The organism is Pseudomonas sp. lyk4-TYG-107 (assembly GCF_030209055.1).
Taxonomy (GTDB): domain Bacteria; phylum Pseudomonadota; class Gammaproteobacteria; order Pseudomonadales; family Pseudomonadaceae; genus Aquipseudomonas; species Aquipseudomonas putida_A.
This window is the reverse complement of the sequence record NZ_JARVST010000014.1, coordinates 54,829-80,127: the sequence shown is the minus strand read 5'-3', so window position 1 is coordinate 80,127 and position 25,299 is coordinate 54,829. Positions and strand designations below refer to the sequence as shown.

Sequence of the window (25,299 nt, the reverse complement as noted above, 5' to 3'; positions counted from 1 at the left end):
TGAACATGAGTGATAACGCTGCTTCTCCGGCCGTCCCGACAGCTGCCGGCCAACCTTCCCGGCGCTGGCCGGCGCTGCTGATCGGCTTGGTCCTGGTGGCCGGTGTGGCCGGTGGTCTTGGCTGGCTGCTGCACAAGCCCAAGTTGCCGGCGGCAGCACTGGCCAGCGACAAGCTCGGCCTGAGTCGTCCGGATGCGCTGCTGGAAACCCGCTCCCTGAGCCAGTTGCCCAAGGACCTGCTGACGGTGCCGTTCCTCAAGGCCACGCTCACCGAGGATTTCGTCTTCTATTACGAAACCCACGCCGACCGCCTGGGGTTGATCGGCAGCCTGCGCCGGATCATTTACGAACACGACCTGAAGCTGCAGGACAGCCTGATCGAGCAGCTTTTCGATCAACCGGCCGACGTCGCGTTGTGGCGTGGCGCCGATGGCCGGCTCAAGGATTTTCTGCTGGTGATGGACCGCGGCGGCCTGGCGAAGCTGCTCGAACCGTTGGCGAAAGTCGCGCTGGACGATTCGCAGCTCAGCGTCTTCGGCAGCCTCAAGGTCGGCGGTGACGAAGTACCGCTGTACCAGCTCAGCTACAACGCCAGCAAATCGCTGTTGTTCGCGTCGCGCGGCGACAAACTGGTGGTGCTGTCCAACCCGAACAAATATTACGACCCGGCCAGTGGCGAATCGGAAGAGTCCGGGCACGTCTCGCCGCAAGCGCTGGCAGCGCTGCTCAACGGCGACAAACTGTTCCCCGAGGCCTTCGGTCTACCGGCCAAGGCGCCGGAGATCAAACAGCGTCTGTCGGTCAATTCCAGCGTCCTTGCGATGGGCTATCAGCGCTTCATCCCGAACTTCGCCGGGCTGCGTTTCGACATGGACGACAAGGGCTGGCACAGCTACCTCGCCATGGACGAACTGGATAATCAGCCGGACTTCGATTTCAAACCGGTGTGGCAAGCCATGCCCTTGGGCGCCAGTGCCTGCGTGACCTTGCCGGTGGCGGCCGAACCGCAGAAACCGCTGCTGGTGAAACTCGGCGCCGACGAAGCGGTGGCGCAGAAGCTCACCGAGCATGTGGCCGGCGCGGCGGGCCTGTGCTGGTACGCCGATTCACGGTTGTACACGCCGTTGCTGGTCGCCAGCCTGAAGGACGAAGACAGCGGCAAGCTCGATGGCGACCTGGGCACGTTGTTCGGTTCGATGGTGGGCGCCTACGAGGCGAATGTCGATGAACACGCATTCCCGGTGGTCGAGAAACAGGAAGGCCAGAGCCATGTCTGGCAGCGTCAGGTCAGCTCGAACTTCGGCCCCTACGCAGCGAAGACTGCCGAGAATCCGGATGCGATCAGCGGTAAAGCGTTCATGAAAGTCAGCCTCGCCCGTCACGGTTCGACGCTGCTGTTTTCCCTCGACGACAAACTGGTGGACAAGGCTCTCGGTACTCTCGACAAGCGCTTCCCGCCGATGGCCGACGTGCTGCCGAAAGATGTGCTGATGCCGATCTACTTCGGCCCCGATTCGATGGCGCAACTGATGCAGCAGGAAACCCTCGACAGCCTGCCGCAGGACATGGAGCCGGTGTTCTACAACGCCGCGCAAACGTACCTGATTCCGAAACTGCGCACCCTCGGCGGCTACGGCAAATACGCCCTGACCCTGCCGGAAGGCAGCGAGCCTGACGGCCACTGGCAATGGCTGCCGCTGGAGTGGAAAGCGCTGTGACGACACTGATCCGCAGCCTCGGCCTGCTCGCGCTACTGCTCAGCGCGGGCGCCCGAGCCGTCGAAACGCCGGCGCTGGATCCGGCGCAGTCCCAGGTGTTCCGCGCCTGGTTCGTGCGCATCGCTCAGGAACAACTGAGCCAGGGCCCGAGCCCGCGCTGGTATCAGCAGGACTGCGCAGGCCTTGTGCGTTTTGCCGCCAACGAAGCGCTGAAAGTCCACGACGACAAATGGCTGCGCAGCAATGGTCTGTCCAATCGCTACCTGCCGCCGGAGCTGACGCTCAGCGACGAGCAGCGCAAGCTCGCCCAGCAATGGCAGCAGGGCGGCGGCAAGGTCGGGCCGTACGTCAACGCGATCAAGCTGATTCAGTTCAACAGCCATCTGGTCAGCCGCGACGTGTCCCAGGCACGCCCCGGCGACCTGATGTTTTTCGATCAGGGCGACGACCAGCACCTGATGATCTGGATGGGCCGCTACATCGCCTATCACACCGGCACGACCACCCCCACTGACAACGGCATGCGTTCGGCAAGCCTGCAGCAACTCATGACATGGAAGGACACCCGATGGATACCCGACGCAGCCAACCCCAACTTCATCGGCGTCTATCGACTGAACTTTCTCTCCCAATGACCGGTGCCCGCATGCTGCGACTCTGCGCTCGAATTCCCCTGCTGCTGGCGTTGTTGCTGCCATTGGCGACCGTCAACGCTGAAGATTCGGTGGAGCCGAGCGGCTACACGCCGGTCGCCGGTGAAAGCTTCTTCCTGCTGGCCGACAGCAGTTTCGCCGCCGACGAGCAGGCGATGGTGCGTCTCGAAGCACCGGGCCGCGACTACCGCCGTTTCCGCATGGAGCCTTACGGCGGCGCCGACATTCGCGTGTATCGCATCGAAAAGCCGCTGGATTTCCTCAAACGTCAGAAGAACCTGCACCGCGTGGTCAGCGACGGTCAGTTCAAGGGCGAGGGCTTGTCCAACACCCTCGCGTACCTGTGGGACAACTGGTACCGCAAATCGCGGCGGGTGATGCAGCGCGCGTTCTCCTACGAGTCGCGCAAGCAGGTCACCGAGGAAGTACCGGAACTGAAGATGGGTAACGCCATCGCCGCGCCGACCCCGTACGACGCACAGCCGCAATTCGCGTTGATTCCGGGTCTGCCGGTGGTCAGCCAGTTCCGTTATCCACTGTGGCAGGCCAAACCGATCCAGCCGCCGGCCGGGGTCAATCTGGCCGGGTCTTCCAGCGAGTTCGTCAGCGTTGCACCGGGTAACGTGTACATCCCGTTGGGCAAGCTGAAACCGGGCCTGTATCTGGTCGAAGCGCTGATCGGCAAGTACCGCGCGACCTCCATGGTTTTCGTCTCCAACACCGTGGCGGTGAGCAAGATTGCCGGTGATGAATTGCTGGTCTGGGCCGCACGCAAACACGAAGGCAGTTCGGTGCCGAAGGTCAATGTGCTGTGGACTGACGGCCTCGGCGTGATGAGCAGCGGTGCCACTGATGCCGATGGTTTGCTGCGCCTGAAACACGTCAGCCCCGAGCGCTCGTTCGTCATTGGCGAGGACGAAGAGGGCGGGGTGTTCGTCTCGGAAAACTTCTATTACGACAGCGAAATCTACGACACCAAACTCTATGCGTTCACCGACCGACCGCTGTATCGCCCGGGGGATTGGGTGTCGCTGAAAATCGTCGGTCGCGAGTTCAAGAATGCGCGGGATTCGGTGCTGCCGGGCGCTGCTGACGTCAACGTCAGTGTGCTTGATGCCACCGGCACCGAGCTGCAACGCCTCGACCTGAAACTCGATTCCAAGGCTGGTACCCAGGGCCGGTTCCAGTTGCCGGACAACGCTGTGGCCGGTGGTTACGAGATCCGCTTCAACTACAAGGATCAGGCCTACAGCAGCGCCTTCCGCGTGGCCGAGTACATCAAGCCGCACTTCGAAATTTCGCTGAATCTGGCCAAGCAGGATTACCGCACCGGCGAGCCGGTGAAGGGCAGTCTGGTGCTGCTGTACCCGGACGGCAAACCGGTGGCCAACGCCAAACTGAGCCTGAGCCTGCGTGCCCAGCAACTGTCGATGGTCGACAACGAGTTGCAATACCTCGGGCAATTCCCGGTGGAGCTGACCAGCACCGAACTGACCACTGACAGCAAGGGCAACGCGACCCTCGACCTGCCGGCCGCCGACAAACCGAGCCGTTATATGCTCACCGTGTTTGCCAGCGATGGCGCGGCGTATCGGGTCAAGACCACCAAGGAAATCCTCATCGACCGTGGCGCCGCGAGCTTCCGCCTGAGTGCGCCGCAACGTTTCAGCGCAGTCAACGACAAAGTCGCGTTCAGCTACGCCAACGAGGGCGGCAGCGAGCAGAGCAAAGCTGTGACCCCAAGCAGCTACAGCTGGGTGCGTCTGGAAGACCAGAGCACTGGCGAAGGCAAACTCGCGGCGACTGACAAAGGCTTTAGTCTGGCCTTCGAGCGTCCGGGTACTTACAACCTGACGCTGAAAGATCAACACGGTCGCGTCCTCGGCGCCACCGGCCATTCGGTCACCGGCGACGGTGTCAAAGCGGTGCCGGGCACTGTGGAAATCGTCCTCGACAAGCCCGAGTACAAGGCCGGCGATGAAGCGCTGGCACTGATCACCTTCCCTGAGCCGGTCAGCGATGCACTGCTGTCGCTGGAGCGCGACAAGGTCGAAGCCACCGCGCTGCTGGCCAAGGGCGGCGACTGGCTGAAACTGGAAAAACTCAGCGACACCCAATACCGCGCGCGCATTCCGGTGAAGGACAACTTCGCGCCGAACCTGACCTTCTCGGTGCTCTACACCAAGGGCGGGCAGTACAGCTTCCAGAACGCCGGGATCAAAGTGATTGCCCCGCAAATCGACGTGGCGATCAGCACCGACAAACAGGTGTATCTGCCGGGCGACACGGTGACCGTCGACCTGACTACGCAGTTCGCCGGTAAAGCAGTTCCGGCGCATCTGACGGTGAGTGTTGTCGATGAAATGGTCTACGCGCTGCAACCGGAAGTCGCGCCGACCATCGACCAGTTCTTCTACCACCCGCGTCGCAATAATGTGCGCACCAGCGCCAGCCTGTCGTTCATCAGTTACGACGTGGCGTTGCCGGGCAGCCCCGGCGCGCCGGGCAAGGCCAACCGCAGCGAACGTGGGGTGAAAGTGCTGGAGCGCCCACGTCGTGAAGACGTCGACACCGCCGCGTGGCAGCCGGAATTGCTGACCGGTGCCGACGGCAAAACCCGCTTCACCTTCAAGATGCCGGACTCGCTGACCCGCTGGCGCATCACCGCCCGGGCCATCGCCGACGACGGCCAGGTCGGGCAGAAGAAGCAGTTCGTTCGCTCGGAAAAACCGCTGTATCTGAAGTGGAGCGGGCCGAGCAAATTCCGCAAGGGCGATCAGCCACAGCTCGGTGTGTTCGCCTTCAGCCAAGCCGAAAAACCGGTCAAGGCTGAGCTGGTCACGCATTACGCTGGCGCCGAACAACGCCTGCCGGTAACCCTGAACAACGGCATCAACTACGTGCCGCTGCCAGCGTTCGCCCTGGCCTCGGGTGAGTGGACTGCCGAACTGGTGCAGGACGACAAAACCGCTGACGCCCTCGCCGTGCGCCTGAGCGCGACCGGTGACGGCTGGCAAGTCACGCAAACCCAGAGCCTCGACGTGGCCAGCGGCGACACCCCGTTGAGCCTGCCGGCGGACGCCACCGACATTCGCCTGCGTCTGGATGACAGTCCGCAAGCGCTGTTCCGTTCCGCGCTCGATGATCTGCTGAGCTACCCGTACGGCGGCGTCGAGCAGACTGCCAGCCGTTTGCTGCCGCTGAGCATTGCTTATCCGTCGCTGGCGTCGAACCCGCAGATCCGCGATCGCCTGCGCCTGATCATGCAGAACAGCCGTCTGCGTCTGGTGCAAATGGCCGGGCCGTCGGCGAGCTTCACCTGGTGGGGCTTCGACGGCGAGCCGGACGCGTTCCTCACCGCTTACGCCTACTACGCCGACTGGAACGCCAGTCAGGTGCTGGAACTGACCTTGCCACCGGAGCACTGGCAGCGAGTGCTGGAGGTCTACGCCAAGCAAGCGCCGAACACGCCGCTGCTGCAGCGGGCACTGATTCTGTCGTTCGCCAAGCAGATGCACCTGCCGGTGAATACCCTGCTCAGCGGTTTGATGGACGATCTGGCCAAGGCCGGTGAGGGCAATGCCGAAACCCTGATGGACGACGGTGAAGACAGCCTGGTGATGAGCGACCCGGATTCGGCGCTCGGTCTGGCGGCGGCGCGGGTGTTGACCGCGGCGCTGGCGACTCAGTCGAAAGTTGCGTTGCCCGACGCGTTCAATCGCCAGGTCGCTGCGGCACAACAGCGTCTGGCCGTGAGTTCGCAGCCGTTTGCCGAAGCGCTGAACCTGTCGCTGCAACCGTTTGATCAGGCGCGGGCGACGGCGTTGTTGCAACGTCTGTTGCCACAGCAATCGACCCTCGAACGCGCCCTGGCGCTGAGCTGGTTGCAACGCAGCATCGCTCAGGCCTCGCCGACCATCGCGCTGCTGCCGGGTGAAGGCTGGAAGAAAAACTACGGCGCAACCGGTGAGATGTTCTGGACCTGGCAGGGTGCGACGCCGGTGCCGAGCGTGTTGTCGGTGTCCGGCACTCAGGAGCGACCGCTGCGCGCGGCGCTGAGCTTCCAGACCCAGCAACCGGCCTTCGATCCAATGGCCGTGACCATCACCCGCCGTTTGTCGCGGCTGGTGCCGGGCGACGAAGCGTTCACCTTCAAACTGGAGCCGGTCGGCAGCAAACCGCTGTCCAGTGACAGCCTGTATCTGGACGAAGTGATCCTCACCAGCAAGGCGCCGAAACCGCTGCGCTACGGCATGCTCGAAGTGCCGCTGCCACCGGGCGCCGACGTCGAGCGCACCACCTGGGGCATCAAGTTGCAAGGCAAGGACGGCACCGAACCGACCGCGCTGGAAAAGGCGCGCTTCGAACCGGGGCAATTGGCCTACGCGGTGCCGGTGGATGCGCTGAGCGGCGAATTGCGCCTGCGCCATCTGGTGCGGTTCTCGCAGAAGGGCCAGTTCAACCTGCCGCCGGTGCGCTTCACTCAGGTCTACGCGCCGCAGCATCAGGCCCGGGAAGCGAAAGCCGCCCTCGGTCAGGTCACGGTCAACTGACATGAACCGGCCGCTGCTGTGGCTGCTGATGTGTGTGATGCCTGCGCTGGCGACGGCGCAGGATGAGCCGCTGCGGCTGGCGTACAAGGGCGAGTTGCTGTCGTTGAATCAGACGCAACTGATCGCTCGCGAGCCGTTGCCGTCGACGCTGGATACCCCGCTGGGCAGCCTGTGGAAATTGTTCGTCTATGCGTGGCTGGTGGATACCGGCGCGCGCGAGCCAGCGTATGAATGTCGCGGGCAATCCAAGGAGGAGGTTTATTGCTGCTCGGCGGGCGGCAGGATCGAGCGTGATCAGGCGTTGGTCAAATCCTGCGGGTTGTACTTTGAGCCGGCGCGATTGGGCATCGCTGCTGCCGATTGGCGCACGTATTGGCAGGTGCGGCAGGCGCCTTCGTGGTTGCTGGATTTGCCAGGCGTGCAGCCGGCTACCCGGGTTTCCGTGACTGACTTGCTGAAGGTGTTGTCGGTGTTGCCGGCGCAGGAGCAGATGCGCCGCGTGTTGCTCGACGTCGTGCTGAATGCGGCGGACGGCAATGTCGTCGGTGATCTCGGTGGGCGCCTGCGGGTGAAAACCTGGAGCTGGCTCGGTGATCAGGATCCGCAATCGCGGCAGGGCGGTTTCGCCGGTTGGACGGCGGACGGCTCGCCGATCTGGGCCAGTGGGCGTGGTACCAGTCAGATGGTTTTGCGCCATTACGGTCAGGCGCTGGCGACGGTGCTGCCTTCTTCGTGGCCGGCGGAAGCAGGGCGTTGCGTTGAGGTCGGTCTGTTTTCGCGTTATCCCGTTTCCCGGGTTCTGGCCGGTGATCGGGTGGTGTCTTCCGGCCCGTTGCAAGGCGACTACCGCGTCGAATTCGCCAACGGCAATTCGCTGGATATCCACAGCGCCGGCGAACTGTTTCTGCTCAACGGCAAACTCGTTGCACGGCTCGATCGCGAAGAATACGTCGCCCGCGTCCTTGAGCGCGAAGCCAAACCTGAACCCGCCGAAGCTGCCAAGGCACTGGCCGTGGCGATCCGCACCTATCTGCTGCAAAACGCCACGCGCAACGGCGATTGCCTGAGCATCGACGACAGCAGCAACCGTCAGCGCGTCGCTCCGCGTCCGGCCTCCGCCGAGTCGCGCAACATCGCCGCATGGACAGCGGATCTGGTGCTGGCCGGCAGCACCGTCACCTATCACTCCGATCAACCCGGCCCGGACAAACTCGCCTGGCAACAAGCCGTCGAACAGGCTAACGCCGGCCAGCGCTACGACGCGATTCTGCTGCACGCCTATCCGCGCGCGAGCCTCAGCCGTTGGGACAACCCGGTGGCCTCCTGTGAAGCACTGCCCGCCGCCCAAGACTGGCTGCAAAAGCAGCGTCGCGGCTGGCGTCCGACACTGGAAAGCGAAACCGGCTACAACGAAGTCAGTACGTTCGCCGTGTGCAAACTGGCGTTCGGCCGCCCGTTTGTCGATCGCGAACGCCAGCGCATTTACGTGCGCGGCGTGCTCACGCTGCAGGATCGCCTCGACCTGACTCACGAATACCTGCACCTGGCCTTTGAAGCACATCCCAATGGTCAGGATGAAACCTACATCGAAGGGCTCGCCCGTCACCTCTTGCTGGAATAGACCATGACACTCCGTTATCCACAGGTCTTGCTGTTGCTCTGCGCGTTCCATGCGTTGCCGATGGCAATGGCCGCCGACAGCGTCAAACTCGACACGCCGGTCGGCGGCTGGCGCACCGGCGCGCCCGAGGGCGAAGGCGAGAGCTTCCGCCAGACCGTCAACTACCCGGCTTCCTCGGTCAACACTCCGGTCGGCCAAGCCAACACCGCGCGCATCAACGGCGAAATCAAAGCCTCTCCCAAGAGCAAGGATCCCGGCCGACTGATCGTCAACGGCGTCAGCATGCCGCTGAAAATCGACGACAGCGGCCGCTTCGACCGCCCGTTCTCCTTCCCCAACGGCAGCAACAGCGTAGAAGTGCGCAGCCCCGACGGCCAGCAACGCCACCGCACCCAGTTCCTCAACGCCAGCGGCGGCGCCACCCCGGCCAAACTGCGCGTGCTGCTGTCGTGGGACAGCGATGGCACCGACCTCGATCTGCACCTGATCACCCCCGACGGCGCGCACATCTGGTACGGCGACCGCGTCGCACCCAATGGCGCCGCGCTCGACGTCGACGTCACCACCGGCTACGGCCCGGAAATCTTCGCCATGCCGGCGCCGATCAAGGGCCAATATCTGGTGTATGTGAACTACTTCGGCGGAGGTTATCGGGGGGATGATGAAGGCGGGGAGGAGGCGGTGCAGCCGCTGACCACGGCGCAGGTGACGGTGATTACCGAGGAAGGCACGCCAAGCGAGAAAATGGAGACGTTTGTGGTGCCGATGCGGGCGGTGGGTGAACTGACGTTGGTGAAATCGTTCAGTTATCCCTGAGCAGCTGCCTGCTCAGGGCTGCACTAAAAACCGGGCGGAATGTAACCAGGCACGAACGGCACGTTGATGCACTTGCCGTGAATGATCTTTCCGTCCTCGATCCTGAACAGCACGATCTTTTTCGCCTTGTTGACGGTGGCTTCGAGTTTGCAATCGGAACTGTGACCGACCGTCTCGTAGTACTCGGTGTAAACCATGCCGTTACCGGTGTGATTCATTGAAGTACCGGCCGCTTCCGTGGTGGTCCAACTGGACGATTTGTACCAGGTGAGCACAGCCAGATTCTCGCCGTTGGCCCCGGTCTGTTTTTTCATCGAGTCAGGTTTGCCGAACAGATCGAGCGCTTCCTGAACATCGCGTCCTTCCCAGCGCGACTGGGCAATCAAGTGGCAGCCATTGATCAGCAAAACGGCGGGCGTTATCAGCAGCGCCAATAACGTTTTAGTCCATGGGTTCATCGTTATTCCCGCCGCTTACTTGTTGCCCAGGATCGAGTCGAGGTTATCCATCATCTGGCCTTTCTCCTGAATCGGCGCCAGTTTGAAGAACATCTGCTGCATACCCTGAATCATCTGCAGGTACTCCATCTTGCCCAGCGCGATCATGTCCTTTTTGGCCGGTGAGCAAACGAACTCGCTGGTGCGCTGCACCCAGAACTCTTTCGGCTGCTGCCATTGGTCATTAACTTTCAGGTTGCGCATCATGTAGGCGATGCGATCAACCGACTGGCCATTGAGCATTCGGACCTTGTTCGTCGAACACTGAACTTCGAGGTTGTAGGCATCGATCATCGGTTTGCCGGGTTCCTCATACACCAGCGTCACGGCGACCAACTTGGCCCCCTTGGTCTGCTTCGACGGCACGACTGAAGTGCTGTCGGCGACATACATGATGTTCTTGTGGGGAACGCCGTTGCCGTAAATGATCCACCAGTCACCGACGAGCTTCTGCTCCTCTGCCATGGCTGAAGAGGTAGCGGTCAGGAGTGCGGTCAGTAGAACAACGGATTGATTGAGTTTGAAAAACGACGACATGGTGTTGCTCCATTCCTTGGCGCTTTTGTAATGCACAAAAACAGAATGGAAATTTAGTGGTGAGGTTGGGCGCGGGGCAATTAGGGCGGATGTGCTAATGGCTTATTGCGATGCCTGAGTGGCGGGTGCTGCCCGGTTAATCTGTCGAGCTCGTCAAGATAACGTTGCTTTCAGGCAGGCATTAAAAAGCCGGCTTGTGGCCGGCTTCTCGGGGACTGGCTTGGTTTATTTTTGGTAAACCGCGTCAGCCTTCAAAACGTACACCCGGATCTGCGTCCGGCTGTGGGACTTGGCCAGACGTTGGTCTGCCGCGTCAGGCGTCATCTGAGCCGCGGGAGCGGGGCGATGCGCAAATGTGGGGCGCAGGATACTGAGTTTTGTTGGGGATTCCCAGCCTCAACTGCGGAATAGAGCCACCGCGGGGGGCAAAATTCGCGATTTGTACTGATTTTCGGGGCCTCTTCGCGAGCATGTTCGCTCCCACAGGGGTTGGTGCAGGGTTGAAGATCCCTATCCGATCAGAGAAACGGTACCACCGGCCGGCGTTTGCCCAGCGTCGACCACCAGAATACCCAGCCCAGAATGTGTATCCGCTGCTCATCGATTTGTGCTGCGCGGAAGATTTCGTCCGGGTATTCGGCGCTGTTGTGGCTGCGCAGGCGCAGGGCGTTGCCGGGCATGCGGTGCAGGTATTTGATGCGCAGCATGCCGTCGTGTTCGATGGCGTAGATTTCGCCGTCGACCACCTGGGTCAGGCCGCGGTCGATGCCGACGATGGAGCCGTCTTCGATGCGCTCGGCCATGCTGTTGCCGATCATGTGCGCGCAAATGGCGTCGCTTGGGCGGATTTCCAGTTGGGCGAGATGGGCCCGGGGCAGGCGGACGGTCTGCTCGGGGTCGAGGATGACGTGGGTTTTGTCGGCGCCGGCGCTGAGAGGTGTTTCCTTGAAAAACGGCAGTTCGATGTCGTTGGGGTTGATGATGGAATAGACGCCGTTGACGGACTGCGCGTCGAAGGTGTCGCCGTTGCTGGCAGGCGTTTGCAGGCGGGGTGACTCTTTGCTGCCTTCGCCGGTTTTCAGCCACTCGCTGTTGACCGAGAGCAGGCGTGAGACTTCCTCCATGCGATACGCCGGGACGCCCCGGGTGTACCAGTTATGAATGTTTTGGGCTTCCGTGCCCCAGAACTTTGCGAATCCCGTGGTGGTGATGTTCGCTGCTTCCAGGAGTGCCTTGAATCTTGGACCGCTAGTGTTCTTTCTCATAAACACCGAGTCTACGGCCGTGCCAGAGCGGTTTGAATAAACCGGCTGTTCAAAAAAAGCCTGTATTTTGCGACTGGATGTAAGACGTGCTTGTGGGAAATCACTCACTTCGAAACTTTTCTGTAGTCCGCAATAAACACACTGTTTAAAGCGGCGTTTTTCAGGCACAAAAAACCCCGGATCAACCGGGGTTTTCTTCAAGCGTCATGCAGCCAGCCGGCGCTTAGCCCTTGTAGGCAGCTACCGACTTGGTGATCGCGTCGCGAGCGGCATCAGCGCCAGCCCAGCCTTCGATCTTGACCCACTTGCCTTTTTCGAGATCTTTGTAGTTCGCGAAGAAGTGCTCGATCTGCTGGATCAGCAGTGGTGGCAGGTCGGTGTATTCCTTCACGTCGACGTACAGCTGGGACAGCTTGTCGTGTGGGACTGCGATGACTTTGGCATCGCCGCCGCCGTCGTCGGTCATGTTCAGGATGCCGACTGGACGCGCGCGGATCACCGAGCCTGGAGCAACCGGGTAAGGGGTCACAACCAGCACGTCGAGGGGATCACCGTCGTCAGCCAGGGTGTTCGGGATGTAACCGTAGTTGGCCGGGTAGAACATTGGGGTGGCCATGAAACGGTCAACGAACAGGCAATCGCTGTCTTTGTCGATTTCGTATTTGATCGGCGCGTGGTTGGCCGGGATCTCGATCGCGACGTAGATGTCGTTCGGCAGGTCTTTGCCAGCCGGAATCTTGCTGTAGCTCATTGGGCGTTGCCCCCGTAGTTGACCAAAAAAACTTGGCCGGATTGACCAAAAAGTGGCGGCGATTATAGGCATATTCCTACGCCGACGCCACGTACCAGAAGTCGTGCAGCGCTTACTCGTGCGCCTGATAGACCGGGTCTGTGGCCTGAAGTTGCCGCAGCCTGCCCAACGGATCCTGCCGGTAGAAAAGCTGCAGTTGCAAGTAGACCTGTGGATAAGCCGCGTGCAGCAGATCCGGGGCGCTGAAGAAGTATTCGCTGGTGACCGCAAAGAACTCCGCCGGGTTTTCCGCGGCGTACGGGTCGATGGCGGTTTCGGCGTCGGGGTTGCGGTCGAGCTGGCGGTTGAGGTCGTCGTAGGCGTGCTGCATGACCTCGGCCCAGTCGCTGACGCGCATGTCGGCGTGCAGCGGCGGCAGGCCGTTGGCGTCGCCGTTGAGCATGTCGAGTTTGTGCGCCAGTTCGTGGATCACCAGGTTGTAGCCTTCCCAGCCACCACTGGCCATCACCCCCGGCCAGGCGAGGATGATCGGCCCCTGTTGCCAGGCTTCGCCGCTGTGTTCGCCGTCCCACTCGTGCTCGACGCCGCTGGCATCGCGATGGCGTTGCGGGCTGAGGAAGTCGTCGGGGTAGAGGACGATTTCGTGGAAACCCTGATACCAGTTCAAGTCGCCGAGATTGAGCAGCGGCAACTGGGCCTGGGCGGCGAGCAGCAGGCGCTGTTCCTGATGCAGTTCGACGCCGGGCAGGGCGGTCAGGTGTTTTTCTTCCAGAAACAGCACGCTGGCTTCACGCAACCATTGGTCTTCGGCGGCGCTGATGCCGTCGAGAAAGCTCAGGTGATGGCGCACCCGTTGCCACAGGTCGTCGGCAATCGGGTGCCTGGCCAGAATGCGCCGGCGACGCCAGGCGCTCAGTGACCACATCGGATCAGTGGGTTTCGGCTTTCGCGCCGCCGAAACGGCTGCGCACCACACCGATGATCATCGGCACCAGCGACAGCAGGATGATGCCAACCACCAGCAACGACAGGTTCTTCTTGATGAACGGCACGTTGCCGAAGAAGTAACCCAGGGTCACCAGGCCGCCGACCCAGAGGATGGTGCCGAACACGCTGAACGCGAAGAAACGCGGGTAGGGCATCTTCCCGACGCCGGCGACGAACGGGGCAAATGTACGGATGATTGGCAGGAAGCGCGCCAGGGTCACGGTTTTGCCGCCGTGCTTGTCGTAGAAATCGTGGGTTTTTTGCAGGTAGTCGCGACGGAAGATTTTCGAGTTCGGGTTGCTGAACAGTTTTTCGCCCGCCGTTCGGCCAATCACATAGTTGGTGCTGTCGCCGAGGATCGCCGCGAGCATCAGCAGCCCGCCCAACAGCACCGGATCCATGCCACCGCCCGCCGCCACGGCACCGGCGATGAACAACAGCGAATCACCCGGCAGGAACGGCATCACCACCAGACCGGTTTCACAGAAGATGACAGCGAACAGAATCGCGTAGATCCACGGCCCGTAGTTGGTCACCAGCAAATCGAGGTACACATCGAGATGCAGGATAAGGTCGAGCGGGTTGAAATCCATGGGGGCACCTGTGGTGACGGCCCGACTCGGCAGGCCTGTGCGGATGATTCGGGTGTAAGCCTACAGTGGGGTGTAGTTTTTCTTACAAGCCGGAAAGCTCGGGATTATACGGTCTGAGAGGTGAAAAGCGCGTTGGTTTTGTAGCGAGGGATGTCGGGGTGTGAACAAATGTCAGGCAGACTTCGGGTTTGATAAAAGATCAAAAGATCGCACCTTCGGCAGCTCCTGCATTGGAATGCGTTCTGCCGAAGGCTGCGATCTTTTGATTTCAGAGCTCGTCGCTGATCGGCAGCACGTAGTTCTTGAACTCGGTGTCTTCCTTGAAACCAATGGATTCGTAGGTTTTCTGCGCCACTTCGTTATTGCTGCTGGTGGAAACGCGCATGCGCACGGCCTGGGTTTCCTTGGCCATTCTCTTCGCGGTGCGGATCAGGTTGTCGGCCACCAGTTGGCGGCGGGCATCTTCGGCGACATAGATGTCGTTGAGGATCCACACGCGCTTGAGCGACAGCGAGGAAAAGCTTGGATACAGCTGGCAGAAACCCATGAGCTTCTTGTCGTCATCATCGGCCAGGGCCAGATAAATCACCGACTCCTTGCGACGCAGGCGTTTTTCGAGAAACGCGCGGGAGGAATCCGGGTAGGGCAGGGAACCGTAGAACTCGCGATATTTGACGAACAACGGGGTCAACAAATCCAGGTGTTCGAGGGTCGCTTGAATAATCCGCATGATAGGTCTCGTCTTCAAGTGGCTGTCTTCAACTGCTCTGACGGCGATGGGAAACCCTGCGGCCGTGCGTCGATCCTGCCTGAAAGCAGCGCAGAAACGCAATGCGGAAACGGTTCAGGTTGTGGGCGGATCAAGCAGGAAATTTCCCTTCATGTCCGCACCGGCGTCCGACTCCAGCGTCTGCACCTGTGCTTCGTCCTTCAGATTGACCCCCGACAGCTGCCGCCGGCAGGCTTCGCGCATCAGATACAGCAAGCGATGCGCCGCCATGCCGTAGCTCAAGCCCTCAAGCCGCACGTTGGAGATGCAATTGCGGTAGGCATCGGTCAGCCCGACTTTTGGATTGTAGGTGAAATATAAACCGAGGCTGTCGGGCGAGCTGAGGCCCGGACGCTCTCCGATCAGCATGACGACCATTTTTGCACCCAGCAACTGGCCGATCTCGTCACCGATGGCGACGCGACCCTGTTCCACGAGCACTACCGGGGCAAGCGACCAGCCGTCGGCGCTCATCTGCTCCTCCAGGCGGGTCAGAAACGGCAGGGTATGCCGATGCACCGCCAGTGCCGACAGACCGTCCGCCACCACAATCGCCAGATCGACCCCGCCGGGGTTGGCCTGCGCGTAATCCCGCAGGCTCTGCGCCGAGGTGTCGCTGAGCTTGCGCCCCAGATCCGGGCGTTGCAGGTAGCTGTTGCGATCGGTCGCCGCGCTGTGCAGCAACAAGGTCTCGCGCCCGCGCTCGCTCAGTTGCGCGCTGAGCCCGGCATGATCGAACGGCAGATGCACCGCATCCCGCGCCTGAGCGTGGGCGAACTGGAAATCCAGCTGGGCGCTGGTCGGCAGGCTGGTGCCGGTACGGCCCAGAGCGATGCGCGCCGGGGTCAGGCGGCGCAGTTCCAGCCATGGGTTTTGCGGGTCGACAGGCGGTTTTTCCATCACACTCATCCCAGTTGCGCCAGCGCCTGGCGGAAGGCCGGCGGCAGGTTGTTGCCAAAGCGAACCTTGCCGTCCGCCTGGGTGAAAATGCCCATGTTCGCCAGCCATTGCTCGAACTCCGGCGCCGGTTTCAGGCCCAGGGTCTGGCGCGCGTAGAGCGCGTCGTGAAACGAGGTGGTCTGGTAGTTGAGCATGATGTCGTCGGAGCCGGGGATGCCCATGATGAAGTTGATCCCGGCCACACCGAGCAGGGTCAGCAGGGTGTCCATGTCGTCCTGATCGGCTTCGGCGTGGTTGGTGTAGCAGATGTCGCAACCCATCGGCACGCCGAGCAACTTGCCGCAGAAATGGTCTTCGAGGCCGGCGCGGATGATCTGTTTGCCGTTGTAGAGGTATTCCGGGCCGATAAATCCTACGACGGTGTTCACCAAAAACGGCTTGAAGTGTCGCGCCACGGCGTAGGCTCTTGTCTCGCAGGTCTGTTGATCGACACCGTGGTGGGCGTTGGCCGACAAGGCGCTGCCTTGCCCTGTTTCAAAATACATCAGGTTCTGCCCCAGAGTGCCGCGCTTCAGGCTCAGCCCCGCGTCATGGCCTTCCTGCAATACATTGAGGTTGATGCCGAAACTGGCGTTGGCCGCTTCAGTGCCGGCAATCGACTGGAACACCAGGTCCAGCGGCACGCCACGGTTGATCGCCTCGATCGAGGTGGTGACGTGGGTCAGCACGCAAGCCTGGGTCGGGATGTCGTAGCGCTGGATGATCGCGTCGAGCATTTCCAGCATCGCGCAGATCGAGGCGATGCTGTCGGTGGCCGGGTTGATGCCGATCATCGCGTCGCCATTGCCGTACAGCAGACCGTCAAGAATGCTCGCGGCGATGCCGGAGGGCTCGTCGGTCGGATGGTTCGGTTGCAGCCGGGTCGACAAGCGCCCGCGCAGGCCGAGGGTGCCGCGAAATTTTGTGACCACGCGGATCTTCTGCGCCACCAGCACCAGATCCTGCACGCGCATGATCTTCGACACGGCGGCGACCATTTCCGGGGTCAGACCGGGGGCGAGAGCGCGCAGGCTGGTTTCGTCCGCCGCGTCGCTGAGCAGCCAGTCGCGGAAACCACCGACGGTGAGGTGGCTGACCACGGCGAAGGCTTGTTTGTCGTGGGTGTCGATGATCAGTCGGGTGACTTCATCGGCTTCGTAGGGAATCAGCGCTTCCTGCAGAAAATGCGTGAGCGGGATGTCGGCCAGCGCCATTTGTGCAGCCACGCGTTCGCCGTCATTGAGCGCGGCAACGCCGGCCAGAAAGTCACCGGAGCGCGCCGGGCTGGCCTTGGCCATGACGTCCTTGAGGCTGTCGAAGCGGTAGGTCTGGGCGCCGACGGAATGGGCAAATGCGGCCATGGGGCGGTGTCCTCCTGATTCTGTGGGTAACTCGGTCTCCCTGTGGGAGCGGGCTTGCTCGCGAAGGCGTCGTGTCAGACGACATCGATGTTGGATGACACGACGCCTTCGCGAGCAAGCCCGCTCCCACATTGGATCTTCATGCACTTCTATATAGCGGGCACCGGGCGACAGGCCCGGTGCCGGTGCAACTAGATACCTTCGAGCATAGCGTCTGCCGGCGCTTCTGAGCGTTGCTTGGCGGTCAGCTGGAAATACAGGTAGCCGGCGGCCATAAAGCCCAGGAACACACAGCCGATCAGCGTGTTGAACCACGCCATCGCCACCAGGCACACCACCGCCAGGAACAGCGCAATCGCCGGCACCACCGGGTAGCCCGGGGCGCGGAAGGTGCGTTCCAGGTTCGGTTCGGTTTTGCGCAGTTTGAACAGGCTGAGCATGCTGATGATGTACATCACGATCGCGCCGAACACCGACATGGTGATCATCGCAGCAGTCAGGGTCATGCCTTGCAGATTGACCAGTCCATCGCTGTAAATCGCCGCGATACCAATCACACCACCAGCCAGAATCGCCCGATGCGGGGTCTGGAAGCGCGACAGTTTGGCCAGGCTTTTCGGCAGGTAACCGGCGCGGGCGAGGGCGAAGAATTGTCGCGAGTAGCCGAGGATGATCCCGTGGAAACTCGCCACCAGGCCGAACAGGCCAATCCACACCAACATGTGCATCCACGACGAATTGTTGCCGACCACCGCTTTCATTGCCTGTGGCAGCGGATCATTGATGTTCGACAGTTGACGCCAGTCGCCGACGCCGCCGGCCATCACCATCACGCCGATGGCAAGGAACACCAGAGTCAGGATGCCGCTGACATAAGCCTTGGGAATTGTGCGTTTCGGGTCCTTGGCTTCTTCGGCGGCCATGGCGGCGCCTTCGATGGCGAGGAAGAACCAGATCGCGAACGGGATCGCCGCAAAGATTCCGGGGATCGAGCCCATCGTGAACTCGTTGGAACCCGACCAGCCATTGAGCACGAAATTGCTGAAGCTGAAGCCCGGCGCGACCACGCCCATGAACACCAGCAGTTCGGCGACCGCCAGCACGGTGACCACCAGCTCAAAAGTCGCGGCAATGCTGACGCCTAGGATGTTCAGGGTCATGAACACGAAATACGCGCCGACCGCTGCCACCTTCGGATCAAGCTCCGGGTACTGCACATTGAGGTAGGCGCCGATGGCCATGGCGATCGCCGGTGGGGCGAAGACGAATTCGATCAGCGTGGCGATGCCGGCGATCAGTCCGCCTTTTTCGCCGAACGCCCGGCGGCTATAGGCAAACGGCCCGCCCGCGTGGGGAATCGCGGTGGTCAGTTCGGTGAAGCTGAAGATGAAGCAGGTGTACATGGTCGCGACCATCAGCGCCGTGACCAGAAATCCGAGGGTACCCGCGGTGCCCCAGCCGTAACTCCAGCCGAAGTATTCGCCGGAAATCACCAGGCCGACGGCAATACCCCAGAGGTGCAGGGTGCCGAGTGTGGGTTTGAGCTGTGTGGTGGAAGTCATAAGTCCTCTCTGTTTTTTATTGTTCGATCTGTTGGACTTTCGGGTGCAGTGGTTGAGGTGGATGGATGCTGTTCACGCAGCGGCAGTTTTTGTGCAAATCCTGAATGACGGGTACGCAAGGGCCGTGCCAGAGCGGCCAGGCCTTGTGTTGTGTCATTGAGGACGCCATCGCGAGCAGGCTCACTCCCACAGTGGATTTGTGCCGAGCCTGTGTATGTGGTGCGACACGACTCCCTTGTGGGAGCGAGCCTGCTCGCGAAAGCGGTCGAAAGGGCGACACAGAAATATCTGTATCGCCCCCGGGTTTTAGAAGAAACCCAACGGATTGATGTCGTAGCTCACCAGCAGGTTTTTCGTCTGCTGATAGTGATCGAGCATCATCTTGTGGGTTTCACGGCCGACGCCGGACTTCTTGTACCCGCCGAACGCGGCGTGCGCCGGGTACAGGTGGTAGCAGTTGGTCCACACACGACCGGCCTTGATCGCGCGGCCCATGCGGTAGGCGCGGTTGATGTCGCGGGTCCACAGGCCGGCGCCGAGGCCGAACTCGGTGTCGTTGGCGATGGCCAGGGCTTCGGCTTCGTCCTTGAAGGTGGTGATGCTCACCACCGGGCCGAAGATTTCTTCCTGGAACACACGCATTTTGTTGGTGCCCTTGAGCAGGGTCGGCTGGATGTAATAGCCGGTTGCCAGATTGCCCTCGAGTTTTTCCACCTTGCCGCCGGTCAGCAGCTCGGCGCCTTCACCCTTGGCGATTTCCAGGTACGAAAGGATCTTGTCGAATTGCTGCTCGGACGCCTGCGCGCCAACCATGGTGTCGGTGTCCAGCGGGTCGCCGCGTTTGATCTGCAGGACTTTCTTCATCACCACTTGCATGAATTCGTCGTAGATCGATTCCTGTACCAGTGCGCGGGACGGGCAGGTGCAGACTTCGCCCTGATTGAAGAATGCCAGCACCAGACCTTCGGCAGCCTTCTCGATGAAGGTCGGTTCGGCCTGCATGATGTCTTCGAAGAAGATGTTCGGCGACTTGCCGCCCAGTTCCACGGTGGACGGAATGATGTTCTCGGCCGCGCATTTCATGATGTGCGAGCCGACCGGGGTCGAACCGGTGAAAGCGATCTTGGCGATGCGTTTGCTGGTGGCCAGGGCTTCGCCGGCTTCTTTGCCGAAACCTTGCACCACGTTGAGCACGCCCGGTGGCAGCAGATCACCGATCAGCTCCATCAGCACGCAGATGCCCAGCGGGGTTTGCTCGGCAGGCTTGAGTACCACGCAGTTGCCGGCGGCCAGTGCCGGGGCGAGTTTCCACGCGGCCATCAGCAGCGGGAAGTTCCACGGGATGATCTGCCCGACCACACCCAGCGGTTCATGGATGTGATAGGCCACGGTGTTGCCGTCGATTTCGGCAGCGCTTCCTTCCTGCGCGCGCAGGCAGCCGGCGAAGTAGCGGAAATGGTCGGCGGCCAGCGGGATGTCGGCGTTGAGGGTCTCGCGGATGGCTTTGCCGTTGTCCCAGGTTTCGGTGATCGCCAGCAGTTCGAGGTTCTGTTCGATGCGGTCGGCGATTTTCAGCAGGATCAGCGAGCGCGCCTGCACAGAGGTCGCGCCCCACGCATCGGCAGCGGCGTGGGCGGCGTCCAGTGCCTTGTCGATGTCTTCGGCAGTGGAGCGAGGAAATTCGGCAATCGGTTGGCCATTCACTGGCGAGGTGTTGGTGAAGTACTGACCTTTGACAGGCGCGACGAACTCGCCGCCGATGTAGTTACCGTACTTGCTCTTGAACGAGACTTTGGCGCCTTCAGTACCGGGGTGAGCGTAACGCATGATTTGTTCTCCTTGGCTTTGTACTTATTAGAGAAACGCGCAAGTGCGCTTGCTATAAGCGTAGAGCAAAGGTCGGGCCACTGCCGTGCAGGGCAGGCAAATCAAGGCTTTGCGCCGTTTGTGTCGGACGGGCGGGCGGCGCCTGTGATGGTTTCGGTACAGAGGGGGTGACAGTTTGTACCGCTTTTGGCACAGCCAGTGACCGGCTGGTCTTGCCAGCATTGCAATGCGCCGATGGCTGGAGGATGCTGACTGCCAATCGCCCAGATGCACCTTTGTGGTGAGGGGATTTATCCCCGATGGGTTGCGAAGCAGCCCCAATAAAAATTGTGGCGACTCAGATTCACCGCGTATGCCGGATTTACGACTGCTGCGCAGCCGATCGGGGATAAATCCCCTCACCACAAGGTATGTGCCAGCCAATAAAGAGGCGGCACTGATCTCGGGGAGAATAATAAGAAATGCACGACAACCATTTGAGTCGCCATGCCCAGCAGGTTCTCACCGTCAGTCAGGGCAAGCCGCACCTGCACGGGCCCGGTGCCGATCCGTCGATTGCCCGCTCGTGGCTGCGCTGTCTTGAGGACTATCACCTCGATCCGGCCCTGACCATGGCGCCCACCGTGCTCGAACACGGGCGCGTGCTTGAAAGCCGCGAACGCCTGCAACAGGTGTTGCAGATCGCCGGTAATGAAATGAGCAGCCTGCATCAACAACTCTCCGGCGCCGGTCATGCGGTGCTGCTGACCGACGCGCGCGGGGTGATCCTCAACTGCGTCACCGCGCCGGCCGAGCGCAAGATTTTCGAACGCGCCGGTCTCTGGCTCGGCGCCGACTGGAGCGAAGCCTGCGAAGGCACCAACGGCATCGGCACCTGTCTGGTCGAGCGCCAGGCACTGACCATCCATCAGGACGAACATTTTCGCGGTCGCCACACCGGCCTGACCTGCTCGGCGAGCCCGGTGTTCGACCCGCACGGCGAACTGCTGGCGGTGCTCGACGTGTCCTCGGCGCGCCACGACGTTTCTCGGCAGAGCCAGTTCCACACCATGGCGCTGGTCAATCTGTCGGCGAAGATGATCGAGAGCTGCTATTTCCTGCGCTGCTTCGATAACCAATGGCTGCTGCGTTTCCATCTTCAGGCCGAATCCGTCGGTTTGTTCAGCGAAGGGCTGCTGGCGTTTGACGGCGAAGGGCGGATCAGCGCGGTCAACCAGAGCGCGCTGAACCTGCTCGGGCATATTCGCGGTGGTTTGCTCGGCAAACCGGTGGAAGCATTTTTCGATTGTTCGCTGGACGAGTTGCTCGGTCGGGCCAGCGCCAATGCCAGCGCCAGTTGGCCGCTGCGCACCCGCGACGGGCGGCATCTGTTTGCCTTGTTGCGCGGCGAATCGCGCAAGCCGGCGCCGATCCTGCCGGCCCCGATCGTGGCCAAGCCTCAAGCGCTGGCGGGCATTTGCCTCGGTGACGCGGCGCTGCAAGCGGATTTCCGCAAGGCGTTGCGGGTATTCGAACGCGACGTGCCGCTGCTGATCAATGGCGAAACCGGCTCCGGCAAGGAAGCCTTTGCCAAGGCTGTGCATCACGCCAGCCAGCGCGCCAACAAAGCTTTCGTCGCGCTCAATTGTGCGGCGATTCCCGAGAGCCTGATCGAGAGCGAGCTGTTCGGTTATCGCGGCGGCAGTTTCACCGGCGCGCGCAAGGACGGCATGCGCGGCAAGCTGCAGCAGGCCGATGGCGGCACGCTGTTTCTCGATGAGATCGGTGACATGCCGTTGGCGCTGCAAACCCGTTTGTTAAGGGTGCTGGAAGACCGGCAGGTGGTGCCGATTGGCGGCGAGCCGGAGGCGGTCAACGTGCGGATCATCAGCGCCACTCACCGTAATCTGCTGGAACGGGTCGAAGGCGGCAGCTTCCGTGAAGATCTGTATTACCGGCTCAATGGCCTCGAAGTCGCGCTACCGGCGTTGCGCGAACGCAGTGATAAATCGCAGTTGCTGGATTTCCTGCTGGCCGAGGAGGCCGGCGGCGAAACAATTGTGATCGACGAACCGGCGCGTCGGGCGTTACTAACCTTCAACTGGCCGGGCAACGTTCGGCAGTTGCGCAATGTCCTGCGCACATTGGCGGCATTGTGTGATGAAGGGCGAATCGGGCTGGAGGATTTGCCGGCGATGATTCGGCAGGGGCGGCCAACGCTGGAACTGAAGTCGGTTGAGTCCGAGCATCCGCTGGAAGACGCTGAACGTCTGGCGTTGCTCGATGTGCTGGAGCAAACGCGCTGGCACATGACCCAGACCGCGCAGCAGCTCGGGGTCAGCCGTAATACCCTCTATAGAAAGCTGCGCAAACACGCGATCTCCCGTTAAACCGCGCCGCACCGTTCGCGAGCAGGTCGCTCCCACAGGGTTAGCGCCTATCTTGTGGGAGCGAGCCTGCTCGCGAAGGCGTCGGCAAAGGCGAAACACAAGGTGCGATTTCCCCCTCCCTGCGCTAACCTGCGGCCATGTTTTACGAGGTCGACTATGCACATTCATATTCTGGGTATCTGCGGGACTTTCATGGGCTCGATGGCGGTTCTAGCCAAAGAGCTGGGCCATCACGTGACCGGCTCCGACGCCAACGTCTATCCGCCGATGAGCACGCAGCTTGAGGCCCAGGGCATTCAGCTGACCCAAGGCTACGACCCGGCCCAGCTCGATCCGGCACCGGATCTGGTGGTGATCGGCAACGCCATGTCCCGCGGCAACCCGGCGGTGGAGTATGTGCTGAACAAAGGCCTGCCGTACGTCTCCGGCCCGCAATGGCTGGCCGATCACGTGCTGCAAGGGCGCTGGGTGCTGGCGGTCGCCGGTACGCACGGCAAGACCACCACCAGCAGCATGCTCGCCTGGGTGCTGGAACACGCCGGCATGAGCCCGGGGTTCCTGATCGGCGGCGTGCCGCAGAACTTCTCGGTGTCCGCACGTCTGGGCGGCACGCCGTTCTTCGTGATCGAGGCCGACGAGTACGACAGCGCGTTTTTCGATAAGCGTTCGAAGTTCGTCCACTACCGTCCGCGTACCGCGATCCTCAACAACCTTGAGTTCGATCACGCCGACATCTTCCCCGATCTGCCGGCGATCGAGCGGCAGTTCCACCACTTGGTGCGGACTATTCCGAGCGAAGGTCTGGTGATCCACCCGACCACCGAACCGGCCTTGCAGCGCGTGATCGAAATGGGCTGCTGGACCCCGGTGCAGACCACCGGCGTCGGCGGTCAGTGGCAGGTCAAGTTGCTCAAAGACGATGGCTCGGCGTTCGAAGTAATGTTCGAAGGCGTGTCCCAGGGCACGGTCGAATGGGAGTTGACCGGTCAGCACAACGTCGCCAACGCCTTGGCTGCGCTGGCAGCGGCGCGGCATGTCGGTGTGGTGCCAGCGATGGGCATCGCCGGGTTGAGCGCATTCAAGAACGTCAAACGCCGGATGGAGAAAGTCGCCGAAGTGCGCGGCATCACCATCTACGACGACTTCGCCCATCACCCGACCGCCATTGCTACCACCCTTGATGGTTTGCGCAAGCGCATCGGCGACGCACCACTGATTGCGATCATCGAGCCGCGCTCCAACTCGATGAAGCTCGGCGCGCACCGTGACGGTCTGCCGGACAGCGTGGTCGATGCCGATCAAGTGATCTGGTATGCCCCGGCCAACCTCGGCTGGGATCTGGGCGCCACCGCCGCGCTGTGCAGCGTGCCGTCGATTGTCAGCGATTCGCTGGAAGGCATCATCGAACGCGTGAAGAGCCAGGCCCAGCCCGGCACCCACGTGGTGATCATGAGCAACGGCGGTTTCGGCGGCCTGCACGGCAAACTCGCCGAGGCGCTGCAATGAACACTTTTGCCCAGAGCGGCGGCCCGGAACGCATCACTCTGGCGATGACCGGCGCGTCTGGCGCGCAGTATGGATTGCGCCTGCTCGACTGCCTGGTACGGGAAGATCGCGAAGTGCACTTCCTGATCTCCAAGGCCGCGCAACTGGTGATGGCTACCGAGACCGATGTCACGCTGCCGCCCAAGCCGCAGATGATGCAGGCGTTCCTCACCGAGTACACCGGGGCGGCCGCCGGGCAGATCCGCGTGTACGGCAAGGAAGACTGGATGTCGCCGGTAGCCTCGGGCTCCGGCGCACCAGCGGCGATGGTGGTGGTGCCGTGTTCCACGGGTACCTTGTCGGCGATTGCCACGGGCGCGTGCAACAACCTGATCGAGCGCGCGGCGGACGTCACCTTGAAGGAGCGCCGCCAGTTGATTCTGGTACCGCGCGAGGCGCCGTATTCGAGTATTCATCTGGAGCACATGCTCAAGTTGTCGAACATGGGCGTGACCATCCTGCCGGCCTCGCCGGGTTTCTATCACCAGCCGCAGACTATCGATGACCTGATCGATTTCGTAGTGGCGCGGATTCTCAATCTGCTGGGCATTCCACAGGACATGCTGCCGCGTTGGGGCGAGCATCATCTGAGCAGCGATGAATAAGCTGTTGATGATTGCGCTGGCGCTGCAACTGGCCGGCTGCGCCACCGCGCGCACGCTGGATGCCGCCAAGCCGGGGGCGCCGGTGGTGTATTCCGGGACACGCCTGGATTTGTACGCGATGAATGGCGGGTGCTGTGCGATGGACCGCTTCGGGGCTGAGGCGCCGAGTTATCCGGGAGTGGACCTGCCGGCGAGTGCGTTGCTTGATACGCTGCTGTTGCCGTTGTCTTTGCTGACCGTGATTGGCGTGGGGTTTCAGGCGACTGGTGGGTTGTAGGGGAGTGTGGCGAGGGGATTTATCCCCGATGGGGTGCGCAGCGCCCCCAAAATC

The 25,299-nt window shown here is 61.7% G+C and carries 20 protein-coding genes; 9 read left to right on the top strand and 11 right to left on the bottom strand.

The annotated features are described in order from the left end of the window. Nucleotides 1–5 precede the first annotated feature (5 nt). Genes QRN61_RS13430 through QRN61_RS13410 form a run of 5 tightly spaced genes read left to right on the top strand, consistent with a single transcriptional unit; the run spans nt 6 to nt 9,361 of the window. A complete protein-coding gene (locus QRN61_RS13430; RefSeq protein ID WP_285373991.1) occupies nt 6–1,718 on the top strand; it encodes a DUF2138 domain-containing protein in 1,713 nt (570 codons plus the stop codon). Then, nucleotides 1,688–2,353: a DUF1175 domain-containing protein gene (locus QRN61_RS13425; protein ID WP_045121987.1), complete on the top strand. Its 666-nt coding sequence runs from the start codon at nt 1,688–1,690 to the stop codon at nt 2,351–2,353. The genes QRN61_RS13430 and QRN61_RS13425 overlap by 31 nt, the downstream gene beginning before the upstream one ends. Then, complete coding sequence (locus QRN61_RS13420) at nt 2,350–6,924, top strand: alpha-2-macroglobulin family protein (protein ID WP_285373990.1); 4,575 nt, start codon at nt 2,350–2,352, stop codon at nt 6,922–6,924. Before QRN61_RS13425 ends, QRN61_RS13420 begins: the two co-directional genes overlap by 4 nt. Nucleotide 6,925: 1 nt before the next feature. After that, the gene (locus QRN61_RS13415; protein ID WP_285373989.1) at nt 6,926–8,545 is read left to right on the top strand and encodes a DUF2300 domain-containing protein; all 1,620 of its coding nucleotides are present in this window, start codon (nt 6,926–6,928) and stop codon (nt 8,543–8,545) included. 3 nt (nt 8,546–8,548) lie between these two features. Next, nucleotides 8,549–9,361, top strand: coding sequence for a YfaP family protein (locus QRN61_RS13410; RefSeq protein WP_285373988.1), 813 nt, complete (start codon nt 8,549–8,551; stop codon nt 9,359–9,361). A 23-nt stretch (nt 9,362–9,384) separates the two neighbouring features. Here the strand turns inward: QRN61_RS13410 and QRN61_RS13405 are convergent, their stop codons facing one another. The 11 genes from QRN61_RS13405 to exaC form a co-directional block, all read right to left on the bottom strand. Then, complete coding sequence (locus QRN61_RS13405) at nt 9,385–9,819, bottom strand: hypothetical protein (protein ID WP_027612917.1); 435 nt, start codon at nt 9,817–9,819, stop codon at nt 9,385–9,387. A 15-nt stretch (nt 9,820–9,834) separates the two neighbouring features. Next, nucleotides 9,835–10,395 carry a hypothetical protein gene (locus QRN61_RS13400; protein ID WP_096796319.1) on the bottom strand — a complete coding sequence of 187 codons (561 nt, stop codon included), beginning with the start codon at nt 10,393–10,395 and terminating at the stop codon, nt 9,835–9,837. A gap of 518 nt (nt 10,396–10,913) precedes the next feature. Beyond that, the gene (locus tag QRN61_RS13395; protein ID WP_027612915.1) at nt 10,914–11,660 is read right to left on the bottom strand and encodes a S24 family peptidase; all 747 of its coding nucleotides are present in this window, start codon (nt 11,658–11,660) and stop codon (nt 10,914–10,916) included. A 223-nt stretch (nt 11,661–11,883) separates the two neighbouring features. Beyond that, complete coding sequence (ppa, locus tag QRN61_RS13390; RefSeq protein ID WP_008052339.1) at nt 11,884–12,411, bottom strand: inorganic diphosphatase; 528 nt, start codon at nt 12,409–12,411, stop codon at nt 11,884–11,886. 112 nt (nt 12,412–12,523) lie between these two features. Then, nucleotides 12,524–13,336, bottom strand: coding sequence for a M90 family metallopeptidase (locus QRN61_RS13385; RefSeq protein ID WP_027612913.1), 813 nt, complete (start codon nt 13,334–13,336; stop codon nt 12,524–12,526). A gap of 4 nt (nt 13,337–13,340) precedes the next feature. Continuing rightward, nucleotides 13,341–13,991: a DedA family protein gene (locus QRN61_RS13380; RefSeq protein WP_003228594.1), complete on the bottom strand. Its 651-nt coding sequence runs from the start codon at nt 13,989–13,991 to the stop codon at nt 13,341–13,343. Nucleotides 13,992–14,259: 268 nt separating this feature from the next. After that, on the bottom strand, nt 14,260–14,721 hold the full coding sequence (locus tag QRN61_RS13375; RefSeq protein ID WP_258676346.1) for a GNAT family N-acetyltransferase: 462 nt from the start codon (nt 14,719–14,721) through the stop codon (nt 14,260–14,262). Nucleotides 14,722–14,835: 114 nt separating this feature from the next. Continuing rightward, nucleotides 14,836–15,660, bottom strand: a complete 825-nt coding sequence (gene eutC / locus QRN61_RS13370; RefSeq protein WP_285373987.1) for an ethanolamine ammonia-lyase subunit EutC — start codon at nt 15,658–15,660, stop codon at nt 14,836–14,838. Between the two features lie 5 nt (nt 15,661–15,665). Further along, nucleotides 15,666–17,060 (bottom strand): ethanolamine ammonia-lyase subunit EutB, encoded by a 1,395-nt coding sequence (locus tag QRN61_RS13365; RefSeq protein WP_285373986.1) that lies wholly within the window; start codon nt 17,058–17,060, stop codon nt 15,666–15,668. A gap of 191 nt (nt 17,061–17,251) precedes the next feature. Continuing rightward, nucleotides 17,252–18,622: an ethanolamine permease gene (gene eat / locus QRN61_RS13360; protein ID WP_285373985.1), complete on the bottom strand. Its 1,371-nt coding sequence runs from the start codon at nt 18,620–18,622 to the stop codon at nt 17,252–17,254. 306 nt (nt 18,623–18,928) lie between these two features. Continuing rightward, nucleotides 18,929–20,449 (bottom strand): acetaldehyde dehydrogenase ExaC, encoded by a 1,521-nt coding sequence (exaC, locus tag QRN61_RS13355; protein WP_025108675.1) that lies wholly within the window; start codon nt 20,447–20,449, stop codon nt 18,929–18,931. Nucleotides 20,450–20,910: 461 nt separating this feature from the next. Here exaC and QRN61_RS13350 point away from each other — a divergent pair, with 461 nt between their 5' ends. From QRN61_RS13350 to QRN61_RS13335, 4 genes are all read left to right on the top strand, one after another. After that, nucleotides 20,911–22,818 carry a sigma-54-dependent Fis family transcriptional regulator gene (locus QRN61_RS13350; protein ID WP_285373984.1) on the top strand — a complete coding sequence of 636 codons (1,908 nt, stop codon included), beginning with the start codon at nt 20,911–20,913 and terminating at the stop codon, nt 22,816–22,818. 156 nt (nt 22,819–22,974) lie between these two features. Further along, the gene (gene mpl / locus QRN61_RS13345) at nt 22,975–24,324 is read left to right on the top strand and encodes a UDP-N-acetylmuramate:L-alanyl-gamma-D-glutamyl-meso-diaminopimelate ligase (RefSeq protein ID WP_027612907.1); all 1,350 of its coding nucleotides are present in this window, start codon (nt 22,975–22,977) and stop codon (nt 24,322–24,324) included. Next, nucleotides 24,321–24,968, top strand: coding sequence for a flavin prenyltransferase UbiX (gene ubiX / locus QRN61_RS13340; RefSeq protein ID WP_007968137.1), 648 nt, complete (start codon nt 24,321–24,323; stop codon nt 24,966–24,968). Before mpl ends, ubiX begins: the two co-directional genes overlap by 4 nt. After that, a complete protein-coding gene (locus QRN61_RS13335; protein ID WP_096796309.1) occupies nt 24,961–25,245 on the top strand; it encodes a YceK/YidQ family lipoprotein in 285 nt (94 codons plus the stop codon). Before ubiX ends, QRN61_RS13335 begins: the two co-directional genes overlap by 8 nt. Nucleotides 25,246–25,299 lie beyond the last annotated feature (54 nt).

What these genes read in the sequence shown, in the direction of transcription:
- QRN61_RS13395 (WP_027612915.1), bottom strand. Translation starts at nt 11,660, where the DNA reads ATGAGAAAGAACACTAGCGGTCCAAGATTCAAGGCACTCCTGGAAGCA.
- ubiX (WP_007968137.1), top strand. Translation starts at nt 24,321, where the DNA reads ATGAACACTTTTGCCCAGAGCGGCGGCCCGGAACGCATCACTCTGGCG.
- exaC (WP_025108675.1), bottom strand. Translation starts at nt 20,449, where the DNA reads ATGCGTTACGCTCACCCCGGTACTGAAGGCGCCAAAGTCTCGTTCAAG.
- QRN61_RS13420 (WP_285373990.1), top strand. Translation starts at nt 2,350, where the DNA reads ATGACCGGTGCCCGCATGCTGCGACTCTGCGCTCGAATTCCCCTGCTG.
- eutC (WP_285373987.1), bottom strand. Translation starts at nt 15,660, where the DNA reads ATGGAAAAACCGCCTGTCGACCCGCAAAACCCATGGCTGGAACTGCGC.
- QRN61_RS13410 (WP_285373988.1), top strand. Translation starts at nt 8,549, where the DNA reads ATGACACTCCGTTATCCACAGGTCTTGCTGTTGCTCTGCGCGTTCCAT.
- QRN61_RS13365 (WP_285373986.1), bottom strand. Translation starts at nt 17,060, where the DNA reads ATGGCCGCATTTGCCCATTCCGTCGGCGCCCAGACCTACCGCTTCGAC.
- ppa (WP_008052339.1), bottom strand. Translation starts at nt 12,411, where the DNA reads ATGAGCTACAGCAAGATTCCGGCTGGCAAAGACCTGCCGAACGACATC.
- QRN61_RS13430 (WP_285373991.1), top strand. Translation starts at nt 6, where the DNA reads ATGAGTGATAACGCTGCTTCTCCGGCCGTCCCGACAGCTGCCGGCCAA.
- QRN61_RS13415 (WP_285373989.1), top strand. Translation starts at nt 6,926, where the DNA reads ATGAACCGGCCGCTGCTGTGGCTGCTGATGTGTGTGATGCCTGCGCTG.
- QRN61_RS13350 (WP_285373984.1), top strand. Translation starts at nt 20,911, where the DNA reads ATGCACGACAACCATTTGAGTCGCCATGCCCAGCAGGTTCTCACCGTC.
- QRN61_RS13380 (WP_003228594.1), bottom strand. Translation starts at nt 13,991, where the DNA reads ATGGATTTCAACCCGCTCGACCTTATCCTGCATCTCGATGTGTACCTC.
- eat (WP_285373985.1), bottom strand. Translation starts at nt 18,622, where the DNA reads ATGACTTCCACCACACAGCTCAAACCCACACTCGGCACCCTGCACCTC.
- QRN61_RS13405 (WP_027612917.1), bottom strand. Translation starts at nt 9,819, where the DNA reads ATGAACCCATGGACTAAAACGTTATTGGCGCTGCTGATAACGCCCGCC.
- QRN61_RS13400 (WP_096796319.1), bottom strand. Translation starts at nt 10,395, where the DNA reads ATGTCGTCGTTTTTCAAACTCAATCAATCCGTTGTTCTACTGACCGCA.
- QRN61_RS13335 (WP_096796309.1), top strand. Translation starts at nt 24,961, where the DNA reads ATGAATAAGCTGTTGATGATTGCGCTGGCGCTGCAACTGGCCGGCTGC.
- QRN61_RS13375 (WP_258676346.1), bottom strand. Translation starts at nt 14,721, where the DNA reads ATGCGGATTATTCAAGCGACCCTCGAACACCTGGATTTGTTGACCCCG.
- QRN61_RS13385 (WP_027612913.1), bottom strand. Translation starts at nt 13,336, where the DNA reads ATGTGGTCACTGAGCGCCTGGCGTCGCCGGCGCATTCTGGCCAGGCAC.
- mpl (WP_027612907.1), top strand. Translation starts at nt 22,975, where the DNA reads ATGCACATTCATATTCTGGGTATCTGCGGGACTTTCATGGGCTCGATG.
- QRN61_RS13425 (WP_045121987.1), top strand. Translation starts at nt 1,688, where the DNA reads ATGGCTGCCGCTGGAGTGGAAAGCGCTGTGACGACACTGATCCGCAGC.